The 20,719-nt window shown below is 66.8% G+C and carries 19 protein-coding genes; 15 read left to right on the forward strand and 4 right to left on the reverse strand.

Annotated elements, in window-relative coordinates:
- Positions 1-153 precede the first annotated feature (153 nt).
- The 7 genes from ggt to HR9077_RS09170 all read left to right on the forward strand — a co-directional run bounded on the left by ggt (position 154) and on the right by HR9077_RS09170 (position 7,881).
- Positions 154-1,914: a gamma-glutamyltransferase gene (ggt, locus tag HR9077_RS09140; protein WP_136066752.1), complete on the forward strand. Its 1,761-nt coding sequence runs from the start codon at positions 154-156 to the stop codon at positions 1,912-1,914.
- Between the two features lie 145 nt (positions 1,915-2,059).
- Entirely contained in the window at positions 2,060-3,238 is a 1,179-nt protein-coding gene (locus HR9077_RS09145) for an MFS transporter (RefSeq protein ID WP_136066701.1), read from the forward strand.
- A 130-nt stretch (positions 3,239-3,368) separates the two neighbouring features.
- Positions 3,369-4,391, forward strand: coding sequence for a thiosulfate ABC transporter substrate-binding protein CysP (gene cysP / locus HR9077_RS09150; protein ID WP_136066702.1), 1,023 nt, complete (start codon positions 3,369-3,371; stop codon positions 4,389-4,391).
- The gene (gene cysT / locus HR9077_RS09155) at positions 4,388-5,245 is read left to right on the forward strand and encodes a sulfate ABC transporter permease subunit CysT (protein ID WP_136066703.1); all 858 of its coding nucleotides are present in this window, start codon (positions 4,388-4,390) and stop codon (positions 5,243-5,245) included. The genes cysP and cysT overlap by 4 nt, the downstream gene beginning before the upstream one ends.
- A complete protein-coding gene (gene cysW / locus HR9077_RS09160) occupies positions 5,245-6,072 on the forward strand; it encodes a sulfate ABC transporter permease subunit CysW (RefSeq protein WP_136066704.1) in 828 nt (275 codons plus the stop codon). The genes cysT and cysW overlap by 1 nt, the downstream gene beginning before the upstream one ends.
- Complete coding sequence (locus tag HR9077_RS09165; RefSeq protein WP_136066705.1) at positions 6,069-7,166, forward strand: sulfate/molybdate ABC transporter ATP-binding protein; 1,098 nt, start codon at positions 6,069-6,071, stop codon at positions 7,164-7,166. The genes cysW and HR9077_RS09165 overlap by 4 nt, the downstream gene beginning before the upstream one ends.
- Before the next feature lie 112 nt (positions 7,167-7,278).
- Positions 7,279-7,881: a YajG family lipoprotein gene (locus HR9077_RS09170; RefSeq protein WP_136066706.1), complete on the forward strand. Its 603-nt coding sequence runs from the start codon at positions 7,279-7,281 to the stop codon at positions 7,879-7,881.
- Positions 7,882-7,933: 52 nt separating this feature from the next.
- Here HR9077_RS09170 and HR9077_RS09175 read toward each other — a convergent pair whose 3' ends face one another.
- From HR9077_RS09175 to HR9077_RS09185, 3 genes are all read right to left on the reverse strand, one after another.
- Complete coding sequence (locus tag HR9077_RS09175) at positions 7,934-8,605, reverse strand: thiopurine S-methyltransferase (protein ID WP_136066707.1); 672 nt, start codon at positions 8,603-8,605, stop codon at positions 7,934-7,936.
- 55 nt (positions 8,606-8,660) lie between these two features.
- The gene (locus tag HR9077_RS09180) at positions 8,661-9,293 is read right to left on the reverse strand and encodes a TIGR04211 family SH3 domain-containing protein (RefSeq protein ID WP_136066708.1); all 633 of its coding nucleotides are present in this window, start codon (positions 9,291-9,293) and stop codon (positions 8,661-8,663) included.
- A 213-nt stretch (positions 9,294-9,506) separates the two neighbouring features.
- Entirely contained in the window at positions 9,507-9,836 is a 330-nt protein-coding gene (locus HR9077_RS09185; RefSeq protein WP_136066709.1) for a DUF1820 family protein, read from the reverse strand.
- A 221-nt stretch (positions 9,837-10,057) separates the two neighbouring features.
- Between HR9077_RS09185 and miaB the strand changes: the two genes are divergently transcribed.
- From miaB to lnt, 5 genes are all read left to right on the forward strand, one after another.
- Entirely contained in the window at positions 10,058-11,407 is a 1,350-nt protein-coding gene (miaB, locus tag HR9077_RS09190; RefSeq protein WP_136066710.1) for a tRNA (N6-isopentenyl adenosine(37)-C2)-methylthiotransferase MiaB, read from the forward strand.
- Between the two features lie 106 nt (positions 11,408-11,513).
- Positions 11,514-12,632: a PhoH family protein gene (locus HR9077_RS09195; protein WP_136066711.1), complete on the forward strand. Its 1,119-nt coding sequence runs from the start codon at positions 11,514-11,516 to the stop codon at positions 12,630-12,632.
- The gene (gene ybeY, locus HR9077_RS09200) at positions 12,629-13,177 is read left to right on the forward strand and encodes an rRNA maturation RNase YbeY (protein WP_136066712.1); all 549 of its coding nucleotides are present in this window, start codon (positions 12,629-12,631) and stop codon (positions 13,175-13,177) included. Before HR9077_RS09195 ends, ybeY begins: the two co-directional genes overlap by 4 nt.
- Entirely contained in the window at positions 13,174-14,058 is an 885-nt protein-coding gene (locus HR9077_RS09205; RefSeq protein WP_136066713.1) for an HlyC/CorC family transporter, read from the forward strand. The genes ybeY and HR9077_RS09205 overlap by 4 nt, the downstream gene beginning before the upstream one ends.
- Positions 14,059-14,138: 80 nt before the next feature.
- A complete protein-coding gene (gene lnt, locus HR9077_RS09210) occupies positions 14,139-15,605 on the forward strand; it encodes an apolipoprotein N-acyltransferase (protein WP_136066714.1) in 1,467 nt (488 codons plus the stop codon).
- 31 nt (positions 15,606-15,636) lie between these two features.
- On the opposite strand, the gene HR9077_RS09215 is transcribed toward lnt, so the two are convergent.
- Positions 15,637-16,161: a zinc ribbon-containing protein gene (locus HR9077_RS09215; protein ID WP_136066715.1), complete on the reverse strand. Its 525-nt coding sequence runs from the start codon at positions 16,159-16,161 to the stop codon at positions 15,637-15,639.
- Positions 16,162-16,458: 297 nt separating this feature from the next.
- Here HR9077_RS09215 and leuS point away from each other — a divergent pair, with 297 nt between their 5' ends.
- The 3 genes from leuS to holA are packed head-to-tail and all read left to right on the forward strand — an operon-like array spanning position 16,459 to position 20,668.
- Positions 16,459-19,053 (forward strand): leucine--tRNA ligase, encoded by a 2,595-nt coding sequence (gene leuS, locus HR9077_RS09220; protein ID WP_136066716.1) that lies wholly within the window; start codon positions 16,459-16,461, stop codon positions 19,051-19,053.
- Between the two features lie 50 nt (positions 19,054-19,103).
- Complete coding sequence (locus HR9077_RS09225; protein ID WP_136066717.1) at positions 19,104-19,613, forward strand: LPS-assembly lipoprotein LptE; 510 nt, start codon at positions 19,104-19,106, stop codon at positions 19,611-19,613.
- On the forward strand, positions 19,610-20,668 hold the full coding sequence (gene holA, locus HR9077_RS09230) for a DNA polymerase III subunit delta (RefSeq protein WP_136066718.1): 1,059 nt from the start codon (positions 19,610-19,612) through the stop codon (positions 20,666-20,668). Before HR9077_RS09225 ends, holA begins: the two co-directional genes overlap by 4 nt.
- Positions 20,669-20,719 lie beyond the last annotated feature (51 nt).

The raw sequence follows: 20,719 nt of genomic DNA on the forward strand, positions 1-20,719 counted from the left end.
AAGGCCTGGCGAAAGAAGCGTGTCGAAGGTCCGCCATTCTAGCGCACATCGATGCCGAGCTGGACCCGGATCGCCGCCGGGTTTGCGTCACCGACGATCGCCGACAATAGTGATTGGGCAACCAACAACAATCACGGCAAGGAGATCGACACGATGGCGGGAACATCGCAACGTCCGCAGGCACGAGCACGAGGGCTTCGTGCCGGCCTGGCACTGCTGGTCACCGGCGCCCTGCTCGGCCTGTCGCTGGCGGGCAATGCCCAGTCCGAGGCGATCCTCGAGGGCGAACGCTTCAACCCGGAAACCGGCACCCGCGGGATGGTCGCCACCAGCCACTTCCTCGCCTCGCAGGTCTCCCGGGACGTCCTCGCGCAAGGCGGCAACGCCGTAGACGCCGCGGTCACGGCGGGGTTTGCGCTGGCCGTGACCCAACCGCGCTCGGGCAATATCGGCGGCGGCGGTTTCATGCTGATCTCCGACGAGAACAGCGGCGAGGTGATCGCCATCGACTACCGCGAGAAGGCGCCCTCGGCAGCGTTTGAAACGATGTTCCAGAACGAGGCGGGCGAAGCGGTCTCGGAACTGTCGCGCTACACGCACAACGCCTCCGGCGTGCCGGGCACGGTCGCCGGCCTGGCGCTGGCACTCGACGAGTACGGCACGCTGAGCCTGGCCGAGGCGCTGGCCCCGGCGATCGAGCTCGCCGAGCAGGGCTTTCCGGTGCCGCAGCGCTTCGTCGACGGCGTGCGCGACGCCGGCGAGCGGCTGACCAAGTGGGACGCCACCCGCGCCAAGTTCTTCAAGGCCGACGGCAGCGCCTACCAGGTCGGCGAGATCTTCCGCCAGCCGGATCTGGCCGCCACGCTCAAGCGCATCGCCGAGCAGGGCCCGCGCGAGTTCTACGAGGGCGAGACCGCCGAGCTGATCGCCGCCGAGATGCAGCGCCACGACGGCCTGATGACCCTCGAGGACCTGGCCAACTACCGACCGACGATCCGCGAACCCAGCCACGGCAATTACCGTGGCTACGACGTCTACGCCATGAGCCCGCCCTCCTCCGGCGGCGTGCACATCGTGCAGATGCTCAACATCCTCGAGGGCTACGACATCGGCGCGATGGGCTTCAACTCGGCACGCACCATCCACGTGATGGCCGAGGCGATGAAGCGCGCCTACGCCGACCGTTCCAAGTACCTGGGCGATACCGATTTCGTCGACGTGCCGCTCGAGGGCCTGACCTCCGAGGGTTACGCCGAGGCGTTGCGCGAGCAGATCCCGATGGACAGCGCCACGCCGAGCGACACCCTGGGGCCGGGCAACCCGCTGCCCTATGAATCCAACGAGACCACCCACTTCTCGATCGCCGATGGCAACGGCCTGGCGGTCTCGAACACCTACACCATCAACTTCAGCTACGGCTCGGGGATCGTCGTCGACGGCGCCGGCTTCCTGCTCAACAACGAGATGGACGACTTCTCGGCCAAGCCCGGGGTACCCAACGCCTACGGCCTGATCGGCGGCGAGGCCAACAAGGTCGAGCCCGGAAAGCGGATGCTCTCGTCGATGACCCCGACCATCGTCAAGAAGGATGGCAAGAACTTCCTGATCACCGGCAGCCCCGGCGGCTCGCGAATCATCACCACCACGCTGCAGGTGCTGATGAACGTGATCGACCATCACATGAACATCCAGACCGCGGTCAGCGTGCCGCGCATCCATCATCAGTGGCTGCCCGACGAGATCCGCCTCGAGCAGGGCGTCAGCCCCGACACCATCGCCCTGCTCGAGGCGCTGGGCCACACCGTCAGTCGGCAGGACGCCATGGGCGCCGCGCAGTCGATCATGATCGACGACGGCGTGTTCCATGGCGGTGCCGACCCGCGACGCTCGACCTCGTCGGCAATGGGTCTCTAGCGACGAGAATCCGACACGCTTCCGCTTGCGCCCCGGCCACTGCCGGGGCGTTTTCGTTGCCGGGCGCCGCGCGACCTTGGTGCCATCGACGCGCTCGCCGCCACATGCGCTAATGGCGATCCATCCCTGACGCCGCGCCTCCGCAATGCCCATCCTCATCATCGCCATCGCCGAGTTGTTCGGCACCGCGCTGTGGTTTACCCCCAACGCCGTCATCGGCGATCTGCAGCGGGCCTGGTCGCTGGCCGCGACGGATCTCGGCTGGCTGACCGGGGCGGTTCAGGTGGGCTTTCTGCTCGGCACCCTGGCGATCGGCCTGAGCGGCCTGGCCGATCGTCGCGACGCCAGCCGGCTGTTCGCCGCCGCCTGCCTGCTCGGCGCCGCCGCCAATGCCCTGCTGCCGCTGGCCGGCGGGCTGTGGCCGGCGGTGGGCTTGCGGCTGATCACCGGCATGGCCCTGGCCGGCATCTACCCGATCGGCATGAAGCTGATGGTCGGCTGGTCGCCCGGGCGCACCGGACTGGGTCTGGCCTGGCTGGTCGGCATGCTGGTCATCGGTACCGCACTGCCCCATGCCCTGCATGGCTTGAGCCTGCTCGACGCCTTCCGCCTGCCCTGGGCCAGCGGCGTGTGGGGCGCCTCCGCCCTGGCGCTGGTCGCCGCGCTGATGGTCGGCCGGCTGGGCGAAGCGCCCGAGGTGGCCGTCGCCAAGACCTCTACGCAGGGCAAGCGGCCGCTGGTCGATCTCGGCGTATTCGCCATCGCCGGCTACCGGCGCGCCGCCGGCGGCTATTTCGGCCACATGTGGGAGCTCTATACCCTCTGGGCGTTGATCCCGCTGCTGCTCGCCCAGGCCTGGCCGGAGGCCTCCCGGGTCGGCCTGGCGCTGGGCAGCTTCGCGCTGATCGCCGTCGGCGGGCCGGCGTGCTGGCTGGGCGGCTGGCTGAGCCAGCGCCTCGGCAGCCGGCGTGTCGCCATGCTCGGACTGGCCGGCTCGAGCGGCTGCTGCCTGCTTTATCCCTGGTTGAGTGGCGCGCCAGCGCTGGTGCTGGTGATCTTCCTGGGCCTGTGGAGCGCACTGGCGGTGGTCGACTCGGCGCATTTCTCGGCGCTCTCGGCGCGGGCCTGCCCGAGCCATTTGCTGGGTACCGGACTGACCCTGCAGAACGCCATCGGTTACGCCACCTCGGTGGTGTCGCTGGTGGTGCTGATACCGCTGTGGCCGTTGCTGGGCGAGTGGCTGGCCTGGCTGTTGCTGCCCGGCCCCGCCGTCGGCCTGTGGCTAATCGGGCGCGCCCTGCCCGGCCCGGCGAACGATGCCTGAAGCGCTCGAAAAGGTTAGCCGCATACCGAACGACGAGGGTGTTTATTACAAATACGAATAACTGACAGGATTGTCATTCCAGAATGACTGGTTTAGCCTTCAGCCATTCCCGTCCATTCTGGAGCCGTCCATGACATTTCTGAGCGTACTGCGGCGTGGCGCCATCGCCTCGGCGGCAACCGCCGCCCTGACCGGCAGCATCGCTTCCCCGGCGCTGGCCGCCGATCGCGAGCTGCTGAACTCCTCCTACGATATCGCCCGCGAACTGTTCGCCACGATCAACCCCGAGTTCGTCGACTGGTGGCAGGAAAAGCACGGCGAAAGCGTCGAGATCAAGCAGTCCCACGGCGGTTCATCCAAGCAGGCACGGGCGATCATGCAGGGCCTCAAGGCCGATGTGGTGACCTACAACCAGGTCACCGACGTCAACGTGCTGGCCGAGGCCGGCCTGGTCGCCGAGGACTGGCAGCAGCAGTATCCCAACAACGCCTCGCCCTACTACTCGACCACGGCCTTCCTGGTTCGCGAGGGCAATCCCAAGGGTATCGACAGCTGGGACGACCTGGTCGCCGATGATGTCGAGATCGTGTTTCCCAATCCCAAGACCTCGGGCAACGGCCGTTATACCTATCTGGCGGCCTGGGGCTACGCCGATCGCGCCTTCGACGGCGACGAGGACAGGATCCGCGACTTCATGAAGCGGTTCCTGGGCAACGTCAAGGTGTTCGACACCGGCGGCCGCGGCGCCACCACCACCTTCGTCGAGCGCGGCATCGGCGACGTGCTGATCAGCTTCGAGTCCGAGGTCAACAACATCCGCAAGGAGTACGGCCAGGACGACTACGATGTGGTCGTGCCGCCGGTGAGCATCCTCGCCGAGTTCCCGGTGGCGGTGGTCGAGGAGTACGCCGAGCGCAACGGCACCCGCGAGCTGGCCTATGGCTACCTGGACTACCTGTACACCGAAGAGGCCCAGCGCCTGCTGGCCGGCTTCAACTATCGCGTCAACGACGACAACGTCCAGGCCGAATTCGCCGACCAGTTCCCCGAGACCGAACTGCTGCGCGTCGAGGACGTGTTCGGTAGCTGGGGCGAGGTCATGGACACCCACTTCTCCAGCGGCGGCGTGCTGGACCAGCTGCAGCGTCGATGAACACGCTCGCGCTACTCGGCCGGTCGGCGCCCAAGCGGGTGCTGCCCGGCTTCGGCCTGTCGCTGGGGATTACCCTGCTGTTCGTCTCGCTGGTGCTGTTGCTGCCATTGACCAGCCTGGTCGGCCAGCTCGCCGGCGTCAGCCTGGCCGAATACTGGGCGATCATCAGCGAACCGCGGGTGGTCGCCAGCTATCTGGTGACCATCGGTGCCGCCGCGGCGGCGTCGATGGTCAATGCGCTGTTCGGCTTGCTGATGGCCTGGGTGCTGGTGCGCTACGAGTTCCCCGGCAAGCGGCTGCTGGACGCACTGATGGATCTGCCCTTCGCGCTGCCCACCGCGGTCGCCGGCATCACCCTGGCGACGCTGTATTCGTCCAGCGGCTGGATGGGCCGGCTGCTCGCACCGCTGGGAATCGAGGTCGCCTACACCTGGGTGGGCATCGCCCTGGCGATGGCCTTTACCAGCATTCCCTTCGTGGTACGCACCGTGCAGCCGGTGCTCGAGGATCTGCCCCATGAGATCGACGAGGCCGCGCTGACCCTCGGTGCCAGCGATGCCACCGCGTTTCGCCGGGTGATCCTGCCCAACCTGTGGCCGGCGCTGGTGACCGGCACCGGGCTGGCCTTCGTGCGCTCGCTGGGCGAATTCGGCGCGGTGATCTTCATCGCCGGCAACATGCCCTACGAGACCGAGATCACCTCGCTGATGATCTTCGTCAAGCTGCAGGAATACGACTATGTCGGCGCCTCGGCGATCGCCTCGGTGGTGCTGGCGGTGTCGCTCGCGCTGCTGCTGGCACTCAACCTGTGGCAGGGTCGCTTCATCCGCCGACTGCATGGAGGCAAGGGCTGATGCAACGTATCGGTGACGCGCCGCGCATTCGTCGGCTGCTGATCGGCCTGGCGCTGGTTCTGGCGGCGCTGTTCCTGCTGCTGCCGCTGGTGGCGATCTTCGCCCAGGCCTTCGCCGAGGGCGTGGCGATGTTCTGGGCCAACCTCAGCGACGAATACACCCTGGCGGCGATCGGCCTGACGCTGTTCGTCACGCTGCTGACGATTCCCGTCAATCTGGTCTTCGGGGTGTTCCTGGCCTGGCTGGTGACGCGGTTCAGCTTCCCCGGCCGACGGCTGCTGCAGACGCTGATCGACATTCCCTTCGCGGTCTCGCCGGTGGTCGCCGGGCTGGTCTACCTACTGCTCTACGGACGCAACGGCTGGGTCGGCGGCTGGCTCGACAGCCACGACATCCAGATCATGTTCGCCTGGCCGGGCATCGTGCTGGTGACGATCTTCGTCACCTGCCCGTTCGTCGCTCGCGAATTGATTCCGCTGATGCAGGCCCAGGGCGCCCGCGAGGAGGAAGCCGCGGTGACGCTGGGCGCCTCGGGGTGGACGGTGTTTCGCCGCGTGACGCTACCCAACATCAAGTGGGCGCTGCTCTATGGGGTGATCCTGACCAACGCCCGGGCGGTGGGTGAGTTCGGTGCCGTGTCGGTGGTGTCGGGCTCGATCCGCGGCGAGACCAATACCCTGCCGCTGCATGTCGAACTGCTCTACCAGGACTACAACACCGTCGGCGCCTTTACCGCGGCCGCGCTGCTGGCCCTGATCGCCCTGTTGACGCTGGCCGCCAAGGCCCTTCTGGAATGGCGCGCCACGCGCCGGGAGACTGCCGCATGAGCATCCGCCTGAAGAATATCGCCAAGACATTCGGTGACAACAGCGCCCTGGCGCCGCTCGACCTGGACATCGGCGACGGCGAACTGGTCGGCCTGCTGGGCCCTTCGGGGTCGGGCAAGACCACCCTGCTGCGGATCATCGCCGGTCTCGAACAGGCCGACCGCGCGCCCGCGGGATCGATCCACTTCGGCGATCGCGAAGTCACCAACGTGCACGTTCGCGATCGGCGCATCGGTTTCGTCTTCCAGCACTATGCACTGTTCCGGCACATGAGCGTGTTCGACAACGTCGCCTTCGGACTGACCGCCATGCCGCGCCGCACCCGGCCCTCGAACGGCGAGATCCGCGCCCGGGTCCACCGGCTGCTGGAAATGGTCCGGCTGGAGGCATTCGCCGACCGGTATCCGGCCCAGCTCTCCGGCGGCCAGCAGCAACGCGTGTCGCTGGCCCGCGCGCTGGCCCTGCAACCCGACGTGCTGCTGCTCGACGAGCCGTTCGGTGCGCTCGATGCCAAGGTGCGCCAGGACCTGCGTCGCTGGCTGCGCCACCTGCACGATGAACTCAACTTCACCAGCGTATTCGTCACCCACGACCAGGAGGAGGCCCTGGAGCTGTCGGATCGCGTGGTGGTTATGAGCAACGGACGCATAGAGCAGATCGACGAGCCCGATACGCTGTATCGCAAGCCCGCCAACCGCTTCGTGTTCGAGTTCCTCGGCGACGTCAATCGCCTCGAGGGCGAGGTGCGCGACGGCGAACTGACCTGTGGCGCCGCGCGGCTGACCGTCGACCTCGACGAGGGTCGCGAGGAACTGCTGCTGCGTCCCCACGAGCTCAGGCTGATCGAAGCGCCGACCGCGCATGCCCACCTGCCGGTCTGCGTCACCGCGGTCTCTCCGGTCGGCGCCGAGGTACGCGTCGAGCTGGAGGCCGACTGGCTCGCCGAGCCCTGGCTGGCCACCGTGCGTCATGCCGACTTCGAGCGCCTGGCGATCCGCCGCGGACAACACCTGTTCGTGGAACCGCGCCGCTGGCGCCGCTTCAGCGACGAGCGTGCCGCTCGCTCCACCGGCCGGGCCGTCGCCTCCTCGTGACCGGCCACTCTCGCCGCGCCGCCGCGAAGGTTATACTGCGTCACGACACGGGCGATGCAGGCACGCAAGCGCCCGGCTATCCGGATCGACCGATTAGAGGAGATGAACCGAGATGCGTATTGCCAAGATTGCCAGACAGGTCGGCGGGCTCGCCGCGCTCGGTGCGGCGCTGCTGCTGGCCGGTTGCGCGCAGAGCCCGCAATATCTTAGCGTCGAGCCGACGGTTTCCAGCAACCTGCCCCAGGCGGGCAGCGGCCAGGCAGTGACGCTGACCACCGCCGACGGTCGCGAGTCCGACGTGCTGGGGACGCGCAGCGGCAAGCAGATGTCCACCGACACCATCAGCGTGCCCGCGCATACCCTGATGCCCAAGCTTCAGCAGCAGGCCGAGGCGGCACTGCGCCAGATGGGCTTCGAGCCCACTTCGCAGGAAGCCGAGGGCCGGCCCAGCCTGACCCTGACGCTGACCCAGTTGAGCTACCAGAAAGGCGATGCCCAGGCGATGCTCGACAAGGCGATGCTGGTCGCCAAGCTCCAGGCCGTGGTCGAGAATCAGGGCAGCGTCTACACCGGGATCTATACCGCCAAGCGCGAGCAGAGCTACGCCCTGACCCCGGATTACGAGAAGAACAACCAGATGGTCACCGAACTGCTCAGCAATGCGCTCGACCGCACCTTCGGCGACCCGCAGATCGGCCAGTTGCTGGCACGCTAGCCTCCTCGTGCCCTCGTCAAGACGCGCCCGGCTCTCGCCGGGCGCGTTTTTTTCACTCCGACGCCACTCGGATCCGCCCATTCGGGCCCTCGCGGCCCGGGCCGCGACGAACCAGCGACCATACCTGCTCGCGCCAGCCGCGCTCGTCGGGGGGCGTCACCGTCAATCGCTCCAGCTCGAAGTTGCTCGCGAACAGGCGCTCGACCTCGTCGGCCCCTACCGAATAGGGCGGCCCCCGCTCGGGACCGTCGCCGTGAGTCAGACTCACCAGCAACCCGCGGGCGCCGGGCGGCAACAGCTGCGCGAGGTGAAAGGCATAGCGCTGACGCGTCGCCGGCGGCAGGGCGATCAGGGCCGCCCTGTCGTAGAAGGCCTGCAGCTCCAGCGCCTGCTCGACGTGAAAGTGGAAGAAGTCGCCGCACCACACTTCGACGCTGCCCTGGCGATAGACCTCGAACACGCCCTGGCGATAGCGCGATACCGCGCCGTGGCCCTCGGCAACGAACTGCTCGACGGCGTCCCGGGCCAGCTCGATGCCCAGCACCGGATGGCCGCGATCGGCCAGCCAGCGCATGTCGAGGCTCTTGCCGCAGAGCGGCACCAGCACCTTGCCCGCCTCGACGGCACCGAGTGTCGGCCAGTACTCCGCGAGCGCCGGATGCACGGCATCGCGATGAAAGCCGATGCGGCCCTCTCGCCAGCGCCGTAGCCATTCATTGTCCACCGTCTGCTCCTTTCTTCACCGGCTCGCCGGGCAATCCCACGTACCGTCCCGCGTCTCAGAACCAGCGATCACGCTTGCTCCGCCGGCGCGGCAGGTGAGGCACCAGCAGACCGACGACCAGTCCCGCGCCGGCCACCCCGCCGCCGTACATGAAGTAGCGCATCAACAGATCCTCTTCCTGGGTATCGAGCCGCGCCTTGAGCTGACGCAGACTCGCCTGCGACTGGCTCAACCGGCTGTCGAGTTCGGCGTTGCGACTTTCCAGTTCGGTGATGCGCTGCTGACGCGTCTCGAGGGTTTCGGTCATCGTCGCCACGCGCCCTTGCCACTCGTCGTTGATCGACTCGAGCTGTGAACTGAGCGAATCGACACGCGAACGCAATTCGGGAACCCGATCCGTCAGGCTGCGCTCATCCTGCAGTTGATCGCTCTGAATCCAGACCTCGTCGCCATCGGCGACCCGCACGCGGCTGTAATCGCCGCTGGTCTCGAGCACCGTGACCTCCGCGCCGGACTCCAGGGTCCCGACGATTCGATATTCATTGGAAGGGCCGCTGCGCACGAATGTCGTCAGGTCGTCGGCCACCCAGAGGGTCGACGGCGATGCCTGGGCGCGAGCGGCTTCAGCGCCCCCCAACAACCCCAGACCCAATGCCAACCCTGCCATCAACTTATTGATCTTGAACATTTTCCACTGTCTTCCCGGTTATCGGAAGGCTCTTGACCATCGGCTCCACACGATTGCCCCTAGGCTGCCACGTCCTGTTTTTCGGCAGTCTGCTTCAGGGGACTTGCAGCCATCCACACTTTCTGTGGATAAGTCTTGGGAAAACCCGCCGCGGCGATCGGCAGACCCGGCGACTGATCGGGCCATGCCACATTTCGGTCAAAATTTGACCGTTCAGCGATCGTCGCGTGGCGGCAGATTCATCGGCCGCGGAAACTCGGCCACCTTGCTGTCCGCCTTGACGGCCTTGGGCGTTCCCTCACGCTCCACTTCGTCGATGCGCACGATGGCGTTCATCGGAATATAGCTGCGGCTCACCCCATCGAAGGTGCGGCGCAGCTTCTCGCTCGACGGATCGACCACCACTCTCGAGGCATCCTCGAAGACGAACGCCTCGAGTTCGATGAACCCCCACAGATCGCTCTGGAAAATCTCCCGGGCGTAAAGTTCCCAGATTTCCCCCTGATTGTGAAAAACCACCCGATAGATCGATTTCGACGCCATACCACTCCCGTCACTCAGATGGAAACCCTCAGGCGCGAGGCGCCACTCCAGCCGCCAAGAATATCACAGACGCCGCGGCTTCGAAGGTCGGCCGGACAAGGCTGGTCAAGCCGGGGGCCGGGTACGTATAATTTCACCCATCTGTCGTAGGCGGCCCTCGCGGTCATGCCTTCACTCCCTCGACTCACGGACAAAGCGGGCGCTCGACGCCGACGCACTCTATGGCGAAGAAACTCTTCATCAAGACCCACGGCTGCCAGATGAACGAGTACGATTCCGCGCGCATGGCGGATCTGCTCGGCGAATCGCATCAGATGGAGCTCACCGACGACGAGCGGGATGCCGACGTCATCCTGCTCAATACCTGCTCGATCCGCGAAAAGGCCCAGGAGAAGGTCTTCCACCAGCTCGGCCGCTGGAAGAAACTCAAGGAGCGCAACCCCGACCTGGTGATCGGCGTCGGCGGCTGCGTGGCCAGCCAGGAGGGCGAGAACCTGCGCAAGCGCGCCCCCCATGTGGACATGGTGTTCGGCCCCCAGACGCTGCATCGCATCCCCTCGATGCTCGAATCGCGCAGCAGGAATGCCGAACCGATCTCGGTGGTCGACGTCACCTTCCCCGAGATCGAGAAGTTCGATCACCTGCCCAAGCCGAGCGCCGACGGCGCGACCGCGTTCGTTTCGGTGATGGAGGGCTGCTCCAAGTACTGTACCTTCTGCGTGGTGCCCTATACCCGTGGCGAGGAGGTCTCGCGGCCGTTCGCCTCGGTCATGGACGAAGTCATTCACCTCGCCGACCAGGGCGTGCGCGAGATCAACCTGCTGGGGCAGAACGTCAACGCCTACCGCGGCGAAGACGAGACCGGCGAGGAGATCGACCTCGCCGAGCTGATCGCCTGCGTCGCCGCCGTCGAGGGGATCGACCGCATTCGCTTCACCACCTCGCATCCGGTGGAGTTCTCCGACAGCCTGATCGAGGCCTATGGCGAAATCCCCGAGCTGGTCAGTCACCTGCACCTGCCGGTCCAGGCGGGTTCCGACAGGATCCTGGCGGCGATGAAGCGCGGCCACGGCGTCGAGGAGTACGTCGCCAAGCTCGAGCGCATCCGTGCGCTGCGCCCCGACATCAGTTTCTCCTCGGATTTCATCATCGGCTTCCCGGGCGAAACCGAGGCCGATTTCGAGGCCACCATGGATCTGATCCATCGGATCGGTTTCGACGTCTCGTTCAGCTTCGTCTATTCCGCACGCCCGGGCACCCCGGCGGCGGCGCTCGAGGACGACACGCCCGAGTCGGTCAAGAAACAGCGCCTGGCGATCCTTCAGGAGCGCATCAACCAGAACGCCATGCAGATCAGCCGGCGCATGGTCGGTTCGACCCAGCGCATCCTGGTCACCGGATTCTCGCCCCGCGACCCCGGCAAGCTCTCGGGGCGCACCGAGAACAACCGCGTGGTCAACTTCAGCGCCGACGACCCCACCGCGATGATCGGCACCTTCGTCGACGTCGAGATCACCGAAGCGCTGCCCAATTCGCTGCGCGCCACGCTCGTCTCGTCGGTCCGTCACTGACCGCGCCCGCCCCGCTCGTAAAGTTCGCTTGCAATGGCAATCGGCTTCTTTGATTGCCCCGGGCTCGCCCGGGGCACTAAGCTGACTTCATGTTCCCAGACAACGAATGGAAGCCCTGTTCTTGAGCCAACAAAGTTCCCCGGCCAATCGCGTCCTCACCCTGACCCTCGAGCCCAACGACCCCATGCGGCTGGCCAAGCTCTGCGGGCAGCAGGACGAACACCTCAGGCTGGTCGAGTCGCGCCTCGGCGTGACGCTGCGCAACCGCGGCAACACCTTTCAGCTCGCCGGTCCCGGGCCGCACGTCAAGGCCGCGGCCAATGTCGTCGAGCACCTCTACCGCGAGACCGAATCCGGCGACCTGGATCCCGACACCGTGCACCTGTTCCTGCAGGAATCGGGCATCGAGGCACTCGAGGAGGAGCAAGGCACGGGCGGTGACGGCGAGGTGATCATCCGCACCCCGCGCGCCGTCATCAAGCCGCGCGGCCTGAACCAGCAGAACTACGTCACCAGCATCCGCAAGCACGACATCAACTTCGGCATCGGCCCCGCGGGTACCGGCAAGACCTACCTGGCCGTGGCCGCCGCCGTCGAGGCGCTCAATCAGCAACAGGTGCGGCGCATCCTGCTGGTACGGCCGGCGGTCGAGGCCGGCGAAAAGCTGGGCTTTCTGCCCGGCGACCTGGCCCAGAAGATCGACCCCTACCTGCGACCGCTCTACGACGCGCTCTACGAGATGATCGGCTTCGAGCAGGTGGCCAAGCTGATCGAGCGCCAGGTGATCGAGATCGCCCCGCTCGCCTACATGCGCGGTCGCACGCTGAACAACGCCTTCATCATTCTCGACGAGAGCCAGAACACCACCCGCGAGCAGATGAAGATGTTCCTGACCCGCATCGGTTTCGGCTCCACCGCGGTGATCACCGGCGACATCACCCAGGTCGACCTGCCGCGCGGCCAGCAGTCGGGGCTGATCCAGGTGCTCGACGTGCTCAAGGACACCCCGGGGATCGGCGTCACCCACTTTGCCGCCAAGGACGTGGTCCGCCATCCGCTGGTGCAGCGGATCATCGAGGCCTACGACTACTTCGAGGCCGAGCAGGAAGCCGACGATCGCGCCCGCCGCGAAGCCCGCGACACGGCCCGCCGGGAGAGGCAGGCCAGCGAGGCCGGGGCCTCCGAATCCCGCAGCGAGGCCTCCTCGGGCGAGGGCGGGTCATGAACGACGACCCCGGGCCGCTGGTCGACCTGCAGCTGGCCACCGCGAGCAGCGATGAGTTGCCCGGCGTCGAGGCGCTGAGCCGCTGGGTCGCGGCGACCCTCGCCGAACATGCGCGCTTTGAGCGGGGCGACATCGGCCCGGCACCGGCCGCCGAGACGCCGGAGCTGACCATCCGCCTGGTCGACGATGCCGAGAGCCAGGCGCTCAACCGCGACTACCGCGGCAAGGACCGTCCCACCAACGTGCTGTCTTTCCCCTTCGAGGCGCCGCCCGGGCTCGACCTGCCATTGCTCGGCGATCTGGTGATCAGTCACCCGGTCATGTGCCGCGAAGCCCGTGACCAGCACAAGCTGTTGGCCGATCACTACGCCCATTTGGTGATCCACGGCACCTTGCATTTATTGGGCTACGACCATATAGATGAGGCTGAAGCCGAGATCATGGAGGCCCTCGAGCGCACCGTTCTCGATGGCTTAGGCATTCCCGATCCCTATGCGCTTGCCGACGACGAGCGTGACAGCGAGGACACGAGACCCGACGCATGAGCGAAGACCGATCGAGCGGCCAGGGCGGCAAGTCCTGGCTCGAGAAGTTGTTCACTGCCTTTTCCAGCGATTCCGACGAACCCAACTCCCGCGACGAGTTGCTGGTTTTCCTGCGCGAGGCCGCCGCCAAGCTGCGCCTGGATCCGGATGCCCTGACGATCATCGAGGGCGCCTTCCAGATCAGCGACCAGCAGACCCGCGAAGTGATGATCCCGCGCTCCCAGGTCACCGCCATCGGCATCGAGCAGGCCCCGGAAGATTACCTGCCGGTGATCTTCGAAACCGGTCACTCGCGCTACCCGGTGGTCGGCGAGAACCTCGACGAGGTACTCGGCATCCTGCTGGTCAAGGACCTGTTGCCGCTGCTGCAGATCAACGACGGCGAGCGCGACCGCATCGCCCTGCGCGAAGTGATCCGCCCGGCGATGTTCATTCCCGAATCCAAGCGGCTCAACAGCCTGCTCAAGGAGTTCCGCGACACCCACAACCACATGGCGGTGGTGGTCGACGAGTATGGCGGCACCGCGGGTATCGTGACCATCGAGGACATCCTCGAGCAGATCGTCGGCGACATCGAGGACGAGCACGACACCGACGAGGAAGACGACATCCGCGACATGGGCGACGGCAGCTTCGCGGTTCGCGCCTTGACGCCCATCGATGATTTCAACGAGCGCTTCGATACCGAATTCTCCGACGATGAGTTCGATACCGTCGGCGGCCTGGTGATGCAACGCTTCGGCTATCTGCCGCGGCGTGGCGAGCAGGCCCATCTCGGCGAGTGGCGCTTCACCGTGCTGGGCGCCGACAATCGTCGCATTCGGCTTTTGCAGGTCGAGCAGGTCGCCGAGGGCGTGACCGACGAGGGGCGCGACGGCTAGCCCGGCGTTCCTCCCGACGCGGTTTCGCTTTGCGCAGCGGCTCTGGTATAAGAGGCACGTCCCGCTACGGAGTGCCTTGAATGTCCACAGTTTACCGTCCCTGGATGGGCTATCTGGCCGCGCTGGTCGCCGGCGGCCTGACCACGCTGACCTTCTCGCCCTTCCAGCTCTGGTGGCTGGGTCCGGTGGCCGTCGCCCTGGTATTTGCCGGTTTCCACGCCCAGACGCCCGGACAGGCGGCGCTGCGCGGCTGGAGCTTCGGCGTCGGGCTGTTCGGCTCGGGCACCTCCTGGATCTACGTCTCGATCCACGACTACGGCTATACCGGCGTGCCGCTGGCGGTTTTCCTGACCGCGCTGTTCGCGGTGACCCTGGCGCTGTTCTACGCCGTGCCGTTCTGGTTCTACCGGCGCTTCACCGGAGCGCGCCTGGCCTGGCTCAGCTTCGCCGGCCTCTGGGTGCTCGCCGAGGTGCTGCGCACCTACCTGTTCACTGGCTTCCCCTGGCTGCTGCTCGGCAGCGCCCACGTCGACTCGCCGCTGGCGCCGCTGGCGCCGCTGGGCGGCGTCTACCTGCTCAGCCTGGTCACCGCGCTGAGCGGCACGCTGCTCGTCGAATTGCTGCGCCGTCGCTGGTGGCCGCTCGCCCCGCTGGCCGCCCTGTGGCTGGTGCCGCCGACGCTGCCCGGGCACTGGACGACGCCGGGCGAGACGACCCGCGTGGCGCTGCTGCAGGGCAATCTGCCGCAGTTGATGAAGTGGACCGCCGAGGGCCAGCGCAACGCCGCCAATACCTACGCGCGCCTGACCCGCAGCCTCGGCGACGATGTCGATCTGATCGTCTGGCCGGAAACCGCACTGCCGATGTTCGAGCGACAGGCCCTGCCGCTGCTCGAACGTCTCCAGACGACATTGCCGACCGACACCGCGCTGCTGACCGGCATCGTCGAGCGCGACGAACAGGGGGATTACTACAACGCGGTGATCGGCCTCGGCAACACTCAGGGCCGCTACCGCAAGGAACACCTGGTGCCGTTCGGCGAATTCATGCCGCTCGAGTGGCTTCTGCGCGGCATCATTGCCTTCTTCGACCTGCCGATGTCGAGCTTCTCCGCCGGCGCGCACGACCAGCCGCCGATTCGCGCGGCCGGCCTGTCCATCGGCACGGCGATCTGCTACGAGATCATCTACCCCGATCTGGTGGCGAGTCGTGCACGCCAGGCCGAGGCACTGCTGACGGTATCCAACGACACCTGGTTCGGGGGCTCCATCGGTCCGCTGCAACACCTGCAGATGGCCCGCCTCAGGGCATTGGAGAATGGCCGCTACGTCATGCGCGCCACCAGCAACGGGGTCACCGCGATCATCGACCCTCGGGGACGGGTGACCCACCGTGCCCCGCAGTTCGAAACCAGCCAGGTGGTCGGCGAGGTTCGCGCCATGCAGGGTGAAACGCCCTTCACCCGCACCGGCAGCTGGCCGACCTGGCTGCTCGCCGGGCTGATGCTGGTCCCCGGGCTACGCTTGCGCCAGACCCGGCGGCGCTGAGCCCCGGCGGGTCACGGCTGGACCACGGCAATCACCCGGCCTCGCCGCTCGACGGCGCGCGCTCGAAATAGCGATGTCCGCAGGCGTGACAGGGCTCGAGGCGGGTGATGCGCTCCAGTATCAGCGTCTCGCCGCAGTGCACACAGGCCATGCGCCCGGGCGCGGCCAGCTCGCCCTCGGTGTAATCGGCGCGGGCGGCCTCCAGATCGTCCTCGAAGCGCTCGCGATCGACCACGCTGCGATCGGCGATCGACAGCAGCGCCTCGCTGACCTTGCGCGACAGCACGTTCAAGTCGATGCCCAGCCAGCTGGCCACGCCGCTGCCACCGGCGGCCAGGTAGCCGCGCAGGTCCTTCAGGTCGCGCTCGACCCAGGCCCGCAGCAGCGACATCTCATCCTTGGTGAACTCCTCGACCTCGACCTCGAAGGCCACCGCCTCGTCGAGCTCATGCTGCAACCGCTCCCAGGAAAGCTCGTCGGTCCCGTCGCGCATGCGGTGCAGCACGCGCTCGTAGGCATCGTGCAGCCGCCGATCCTGTTGCTGGTCGTCACTCATGGCGCCTCTCCTCTGCAATCGCTTGACGTGACGCGCATCGACCGCCTGGGCGCTGCCCCTACCTGCCGATGCACGTCTTGGGGTATCCTTGGGCCAGCATGAACGCTATTCCATGCCTGCCTCCATTAATTTTCTAACACATTGTGCGGCAGGGTGTTATCGCCATCGGAAACGTCGCGCTCCCCGCTCGGCGGGTCGAACCGACACAACCGATCAGGTCGGCACCGGTGCCCGGTGCTGCGAATCACGAGCCCAAGGAATCGTCGATTCCCCAACGCAAGGTGCCCCACGCAAACGATGGACACACAGTACCAGCCCCACGCGATCGAATCGGCCGCCCAGACCTACTGGGACGACAACCAGTGCTTCAAGGCCGTCGAGGACGCCAGGCGCGAGAAATTCTACTGCCTGTCGATGTTCCCCTACCCCAGCGGCAAGCTGCACATGGGGCATGTGCGCAATTACACCATCGGCGACGTGGTCTCGCGCTATCAGCGCATGCAGGGCAAGAACGTCATGCAGCCGATGGGCTGGGACGCCTTCGGCATGCCGGCGGAGAACGCCGCGATCAAGAACCGCGTGCCGCCGGGGGACTGGACCTACCAGAACATCGACTACATGCGCCGCCAGTTGAAGGCGCTGGGTTTCGCCTACGACTGGAGCCGTGAATTCGCCACCTGCGACGTCGACTACTACCGCTGGGAGCAGTGGTTCTTCGCCCGCCTGGTCGACAAGGGGCTGGTCTACAAGAAGATGGCCGCGGTCAACTGGGACCCGGTGGACAATACCGTGCTCGCCAACGAGCAGGTCATCGACGGGCGCGGCTGGCGCTCCGGCGCCCTGGTCGAGCGCAAGGAGATCCCGCTGTGGTTCCTCAAGATCACCGACTACGCCGAGGAACTGCTCGCCGATCTCGATCACGTCGACTGGCCCGAGCAGGTCAAGACCATGCAGCGCAACTGGATCGGCAAGTCGCGCGGCGTCGAACTGAGCTTCGACGTCTGCGGTCGTGACGAGACGCTGGATGTCTACACCACCCGCCCCGACACGCTGATGGGCGTGACCTATGTCGCCGTCGCCGCCAGCCATCCGCTGGCCAGGGCCGCGGCCGAGCGAGACCCGTCGCTGACCGGCTTCCTCGAGGAGTGCGCCCGCGGCGGCACCTCGGAAGCGGACCTGGCGACCATGGAAAAGCGCGGCCGCGACACCGGCTTCACCGCGCGCCACCCGCTGACCGGCAACCAAGTGCCGATCTACGTGGCCAACTTCGTGCTGATGGAGTACGGCACCGGCGCGGTGATGGCCGTCCCCGGCCACGATCAGCGCGACTGGGAGTTCGCCACCAAGTACGGCCTGCCGATCGTCGCGGTGATCGCCGACGAACAGGGCAACACCCCGGATCTCAGCGCCGGTGCCCATGTCGAGCATGGCGCGCTGATCAATTCCGGCGAGTTCGACGGGCTCGATTTCGATGCCGCCTTCCAGGCGATCGCCGCCCGGCTCGAGTCCGAAGGTCGCGGCACCGTCAAGACCAACTTCCGGCTGCGCGACTGGGGCGTGGCCCGCCAGCGTTACTGGGGCGCGCCGATCCCGGTCAAGTACGGGCCCGAGGGCCAGACCGTGGCGCTGACCGATGACGAGCTGCCGGTCGCCCTGCCGATGGAGGTCGAGGTCGACGCCAGCGGCTCGCCGCTCAAGAAGATGCCGGCATTCTACGACCTCGGTGACGGCTGGACCCGCGAGACCGACACCTTCGACACCTTCATGGAATCGAGCTGGTACTACGCGCGCTTCGCCTGTGCCGACAATCTCGAGGCGATGCTCGACGAACGCGCCGACTACTGGCTGCCGGTGGACCTGTACATCGGCGGCATAGAGCATGCCATCCTGCACCTGCTCTATGCGCGCTTCTTCCACAAGCTGATGCGCGACTTCGGTCTGATCGAGAGCGACGAGCCGTTCCAGCGCCTGCTGACCCAGGGCATGGTGATCGCCGAGACCTTCTATCGCGAGGCCGACAACGGCGGCAAGGACTGGTTCAACCCCGCCGACGTCGAGGTCAAGCGCGACGACAAGGGCCGTCCGGTCAGCGCGGTGCTGGCAAGCGACGGCCAGCCCGTGCAGATGGGCGGCATCGAGAAGATGGCCAAGTCGAAGAACAACGGCGTCGATCCGCAGGCGATGATCGACCGCTTCGGCGCCGACACCGTGCGCCTGTTCATGATGTTCGCCGCCCCCCCGGAGCAATCGCTGGAGTGGTCCGACGCCGGCGTCGAAGGCGCGCATCGCTTCATGAAGCGGCTGTGGAAGCTGGTCGCCGATCACCTGGCCGCCGAGGAGAACGCCGGCGCCGTGCCGACGCTGGATAGCCAGGCGCTCGATGACGGGCAGAGAGGACTGCGTCGCAAGACCCACGAAACCATCAAGAAGGCCAGCGACGACATCGGTCGGCGCACCACCTTCAATACCGCCATCGCCGCGGTGATGGAGCTGTCCAATGCCCTCGGCCGCTTCCAGAGCGAACGCGCCGACGCCACGCCGCAGGATCTGGCGGTGGCCCGCGAGGCGGTGGAAACCTGTGTGCTGCTGCTCGCGCCGATCACGCCGCATGCCTGCCATGCGCTGTGGCAGGCCCTCGGCCATCGCGAACCGGCCATCGACGCCCGCTGGCCCGAGCTCGACGAGCAGGCGCTGGTCAGGGACAGCCTCGAGCTCGCCGTGCAGGTCAACGGCAAGCTGCGCGCGCGCATCGAGATCGCCCCCGACGCCGCCAAGGAGGTCGTCGAGGCCGAAGCGTTGGCCAACGAGAACGTCCTGCGCCACATCGAGGGCAAGACACTGCGCAAGGTGATCGTGGTGCCGGGCAAGCTGGTCAATATCGTCGCCAGTTGATCGTCGCCGCCCGGCGCGCTGTCGGATAATCACAAAGCAAGGAGCTAGCCGTGAAGCGTCGCACTTTTCTCACCCGGTCCCTGAGCGTCGCCCTGCTCGGCGCCGGTATCGCCGCCCTGCCCGGCTGTGGCTTTCATCTGCGCGACACCGGCGCATCACAAGACGTCGGCATCGACAGCCTGGCGCTAGCGGCGACGCCCTCGGCGCTCGGCGACAGCGTCGGCCGCGCGCTGCGCGACGCCGGTATCGAACTCAGCGATGCGGCAGCGTTGCGTCTCAATCTCGGCACGGAGCGCATCCAGGAGATCGACCTGAGCGCCGGCGGCAGCGGCACCCGCGAGATCGAACTGCAGCTCGAGGTACCCTTCTCGGTCCAGCGCACCGGCGACGACGCCTACCTGCTCGACCAGCAGCGAGTGGCGGTAGCGACCACCTTCCGGGCCAACGACAACGAGCTGCTGACCCAGGACGACGACCGTGAACGTGCGCTCGAGTCGCTGCGTCGCGACGCCGCCCAGCGACTGCTGGATCGCCTGCGCAACCTGGATGCCTCGCGTTGAAGGTCTTTCCCGACAAGCTGCCCGAGACACTGGCCAGGAAGCTGCCGCCGGTGATCATCGTCGCCGGCGACGAGCCGCTGATCCAGCGCGACGCCTGCGACGAGGTCAGGAAGGTGGCCCGCGAACGCGGGATCGAGGAGCGCGAGGTGCTGCATGTCGAGCCCGGCTTCCAGTGGGGGCGGCTCACCGAATCCGCCGCCAGCATGTCGCTGTTCGCCACCAGCAAGCTCATCGAGCTGCGACTCGGCGACCAGGCCCCCGGTCAGGAGGGCGGCAAGGCGTTGGAAGCGTTCGCCGCTCAGGCGCCGAACAGTGACGACGTGCTGCTGATTTCGGCGGGCCGGCTCGATCGCAAGCAACAACAGAGCAAGTGGTTCAAGGCGCTCGACAAGCTCGGCGTGTTCGTACCGGTATGGCCGGTCGATCATTCACGGCTGGGGTTCTGGATGCGTGATCGCGCCACCCGCTATGGCCTGCAGCTCGACATGGATGCCGCCCGGCTGCTCGGCGAACGCACCGAGGGCAACCTGCTCGCCGCCGACCAGGAGCTCCAGAAACTCTCGCTGCTGCAGCCCCCGGGCGCCCGGCTCAATGCCGAGGCGATCGCCTCGGGGGTCGAGGACAACGCCCGCTACGACGTGTTCACGCTGACCGACGCCTGCCTGCGTGGCGAGCGCGAACGCGCCGTGCGCATCGTGCGCGGGCTGAAAAGCGAGGGCATCGAAGCACCGGTGCTACTCTGGGCGCTGACCCGCGAAATGCGCATCCTGCTCTCGCTGCAACAGCATCTCGAGCAGGGCCAGAGCCTCGAGCACGCCTGCAAGCAGCAACGGCCGATGATTCCCGAGAAGCGCCGCCCCAACTACCAGCAGGCCCTGCAGCGCCTGCCCCATCGCCGCCTCCACAAGCTGCTGCTGTTCGCCCAGCGCATCGATCAGGCCGTCAAGGGTGGCCTGGCGCTGCCGGTATGGGACGCACTCAACGACCTGGCGCTGACCATGGCCGGCGGGCGCGGCCTGCTCGCGGAAATGCCCCAGACCTATCGCAGCGGCTAGACCCGTAGCCACGCCGTGGTGTCACGCTGGACGCATGAAAAAACCGGACGT

The sequence above is a fragment of the Modicisalibacter radicis genome (assembly GCF_900961225.1).
Classification (GTDB): domain Bacteria; phylum Pseudomonadota; class Gammaproteobacteria; order Pseudomonadales; family Halomonadaceae; genus Modicisalibacter.

Coding starts and splice junctions, on each gene's coding strand:
- ggt (WP_136066752.1), top strand. CDS start 154: ATGGCGGGAACATCGCAACGTCCGCAGGCACGAGCACGAGGGCTTCGT.
- HR9077_RS09145 (WP_136066701.1), top strand. CDS start 2,060: ATGCCCATCCTCATCATCGCCATCGCCGAGTTGTTCGGCACCGCGCTG.
- cysP (WP_136066702.1), top strand. CDS start 3,369: ATGACATTTCTGAGCGTACTGCGGCGTGGCGCCATCGCCTCGGCGGCA.
- cysT (WP_136066703.1), top strand. CDS start 4,388: ATGAACACGCTCGCGCTACTCGGCCGGTCGGCGCCCAAGCGGGTGCTG.
- cysW (WP_136066704.1), top strand. CDS start 5,245: ATGCAACGTATCGGTGACGCGCCGCGCATTCGTCGGCTGCTGATCGGC.
- HR9077_RS09165 (WP_136066705.1), top strand. CDS start 6,069: ATGAGCATCCGCCTGAAGAATATCGCCAAGACATTCGGTGACAACAGC.
- HR9077_RS09170 (WP_136066706.1), top strand. CDS start 7,279: ATGCGTATTGCCAAGATTGCCAGACAGGTCGGCGGGCTCGCCGCGCTC.
- HR9077_RS09180 (WP_136066708.1), bottom strand. CDS start 9,293: ATGTTCAAGATCAATAAGTTGATGGCAGGGTTGGCATTGGGTCTGGGG.
- HR9077_RS09185 (WP_136066709.1), bottom strand. CDS start 9,836: ATGGCGTCGAAATCGATCTATCGGGTGGTTTTTCACAATCAGGGGGAA.
- miaB (WP_136066710.1), top strand. CDS start 10,058: ATGGCGAAGAAACTCTTCATCAAGACCCACGGCTGCCAGATGAACGAG.
- HR9077_RS09195 (WP_136066711.1), top strand. CDS start 11,514: ATGGAAGCCCTGTTCTTGAGCCAACAAAGTTCCCCGGCCAATCGCGTC.
- ybeY (WP_136066712.1), top strand. CDS start 12,629: ATGAACGACGACCCCGGGCCGCTGGTCGACCTGCAGCTGGCCACCGCG.
- HR9077_RS09205 (WP_136066713.1), top strand. CDS start 13,174: ATGAGCGAAGACCGATCGAGCGGCCAGGGCGGCAAGTCCTGGCTCGAG.
- lnt (WP_136066714.1), top strand. CDS start 14,139: ATGTCCACAGTTTACCGTCCCTGGATGGGCTATCTGGCCGCGCTGGTC.
- HR9077_RS09215 (WP_136066715.1), bottom strand. CDS start 16,161: ATGAGTGACGACCAGCAACAGGATCGGCGGCTGCACGATGCCTACGAG.
- leuS (WP_136066716.1), top strand. CDS start 16,459: ATGGACACACAGTACCAGCCCCACGCGATCGAATCGGCCGCCCAGACC.